Origin of the sequence: Streptomyces sp. NPDC059003, from assembly GCF_042740445.1 — a bacterium.
Lineage (GTDB): Bacteria > Actinomycetota > Actinomycetes > Streptomycetales > Streptomycetaceae > Streptomyces.
In genome coordinates, this window is record NZ_JBHYJH010000410.1 from 1 (window position 1) to 2,404 (window position 2,404).

The window sequence follows — 2,404 nt, forward strand, 5'->3', positions numbered from 1 at the left end:
GACCCGAAGCTGTTTGGCGATCACCGCGTTGTCCTGCCCAGCGGCGAACATCTCGTATGACGCGGCCCACGAGTCGATCATTCGCCGGTGCGGGCGCGTGCTCGGCAAGCGCCGGCTGGCCGGTCTGCTCGTCGAGGCCGCCGCCGACATCGACGCCTTCTACGAGGCGAAGGTTTTCGAACCCGCCACCGATTCCACCGTGTTGGTGCTGTCCGCGGACGGCAAGGGCATCATCATGAGGCCCGAGGCCCTGCGCGAAGTCACCCGGCAGGCCGCCGCGAAACGCCAGCACACGTTCCGTACCCGCCTGGCCGCCGGGGAGAAGAACGGCAGGAAGCGCATGGCCACCCTCGGTGCTGTCTACGACGCCGAGCCCGCATCCCGCCGTCCGCACGACGTGATCATGCCGCCCGGCGGCTTCACGGACGGCCACATCCGTCGGCCCGGCCCCGCCGCCCGGAGCAAGTGGCTGTGCGGTTCGGTCGAGCGCGACGCCGAGCACGTCGTGAAGCAGATCTTCGACCATGCCCAGGCCCGTGACCCCGAGCATCGCCGCACCTGGGTCGTCCTGGTCGACGGCGCCCGCCACCAACTCGACCTTGTAAAGACCGAAGCCCGCCTGCACCACGTCGACGTGCACATCGTCATCGACATCATCCATGTTCTGGAAAAGGTATGGTCGGCGGCTTGGTGCTTCCACCGCCCCGGCGACCAGCGTGTCGAGGACTGGGTCGCCGCCCGGGCTCTGAGCATCCTGAACGGCCAGGCCGAAGACACTGCCGACGCTCTTCAAGTCGAGGCAGATCACGCCGAGTTGACGGAAGAGCTGCGTCGCGGTGTCAATACGTGCATCCGCTACCTGCGCGGCAATGCAGATTTCCTGCACTACGACCAGGCCCTCGCGGCTGGCTGGCCGATCGCCACCGGGATCATCGAGGGCGCGGCCAGGCACCTGGTCGCCGACCGCCTCGACATCGGCGGCGCCCGCTGGGGCCTGGTCGGCGCCGAAGCCGTCCTCAAACTCCGTGCCGTCACCGCCAACGGCGACCTCGACGCCTACTGGCGCCATCACATCGCCGCCGAACACCAGCGGCTCTATGTGGCCAATGACCAGGAGCGTTACGTTCTTACCGCCTGATCACGGGTTCCCGGGAGATGATCGCCAGGCAGTCGTCACACCATCGTTCACCAGGAACACCCAGGTCGACCGGCACGTCGCGTTTCGGTGCCGGCAGCACAATGCCCTCGCTGTCACTGCACGCAATGGCGTGGAAGTCGCAGTCGCCATCACACTCGGCGCCATCACCCGGAGCGTGCCAGATCACCACATCCGGCACATCGCCAATCCCACGAAGACGCTCCGCAACAGCCAGCATGATTCTCCCCTCAGCGACGGACCCGAACGCACGGCCATTCTGCCGCCAACGCGGCATCTCCATCGGTCACTTCAGAGGAGCCGCACCCTTAACTCATTGCCCCTTTGACCCGCATCTCGGCGATACCCCATCCAGGTCCGGCCGCGCCTCGGCGAAGGCACCGAGTCCTTCATCCGCCGCCTCGCCCGCGTCAACCACCTGCCCCACATATACCTGCGCAAGGTTCTTTGCCGACGGGGCAGTTACGGAACCCCGGACCTCGACCTGCTGGCACAGGTCACCGGACGGACCGTCACCGACTTGCGACGAACCCTCCCCGATGCCCCGGGCCGCGCCGACACCGACCCGGACCGGACCTGCATCTTCCCCACGGCGCTCGACCGCCGGCTCACCAAGCCCTCGATGAGGGTCAGCCTCGTCATGCTCCTGAACGACGCCTACCAGGACGGCGCCCACCGGCATCAGCTCAGCGCCCGCTACGGGCTCGACCGCCGCATCGTCCGCATCGCGCTCCAGCATCAGCAACCACGCGAGCCTATACATCGCACCCCCAACCTCACCGCGCTCCTGGCCTCAATCGACCCCGTTGACCTCAGCAAGCTGCAACACATACTCACCCGCTGGCTTCGCCACCATGGACGCCACCGGCCAGGTGCGGTCCCAGACGCCACAGCTGTGCTCACCCGCGGCGCGAGGTCCCGGTCGCGGCCAGTAGGTTCGGGACCTCCATCGCGCTCATGCCCGCACGCTCAGCGATACGGGCCACCGGCTGCCCGGCCCGGTACGCGCTGACAACTACCGCGGTCAGCTGCCGACGGGCCGAATGGACCGCCTCCTGAGCCTCGCGCAGTGCCGCCGCCGCCATCCCCAGTGCGTTGTCCTTGCTCGCCTTACTGAGCTTGTAGGTGTGGTGTCGTCTGGGTGAGGGGCAGTCTGGTTGCGGTAGGGCAGCCGTCGATGGTGCCGCTGTGGTACTGGAGTTGGCGTAGACCGTGACGCAGGGCACGTTCGAGCTGGTCGAGGTCGGC

The 2,404-nt window shown here is 67.5% G+C and carries 4 protein-coding genes; 1 reads left to right on the plus strand and 3 read right to left on the minus strand.

All coding sequences use genetic code 11. From position 1 onward, the window contains the following. Positions 1 to 1,138, plus strand: a 1,138-nt coding sequence (locus ACFWZ5_RS46145; protein WP_384893259.1) for an ISKra4 family transposase, incomplete at its 5' end; no start/stop codon positions are given. On the opposite strand, the gene ACFWZ5_RS46150 is transcribed toward ACFWZ5_RS46145, so the two are convergent. From ACFWZ5_RS46150 to ACFWZ5_RS46160, 3 genes are all read right to left on the minus strand, one after another. After that, positions 1,128 to 1,376, minus strand: a complete 249-nt coding sequence (locus ACFWZ5_RS46150; protein ID WP_384893261.1) for a hypothetical protein — start codon at positions 1,374 to 1,376, stop codon at positions 1,128 to 1,130. The two genes, ACFWZ5_RS46145 and ACFWZ5_RS46150, sit on opposite strands and share 11 nt — an antisense overlap. Before the next feature lie 93 nt (positions 1,377 to 1,469). Further along, positions 1,470 to 1,901: a hypothetical protein gene (locus ACFWZ5_RS46155; protein WP_384893264.1), complete on the minus strand. Its 432-nt coding sequence runs from the start codon at positions 1,899 to 1,901 to the stop codon at positions 1,470 to 1,472. Between the two features lie 154 nt (positions 1,902 to 2,055). Then, a partial coding sequence (locus tag ACFWZ5_RS46160) for a hypothetical protein (protein ID WP_384893267.1) occupies positions 2,056 to 2,404 on the minus strand: 349 nt, incomplete at its 5' end.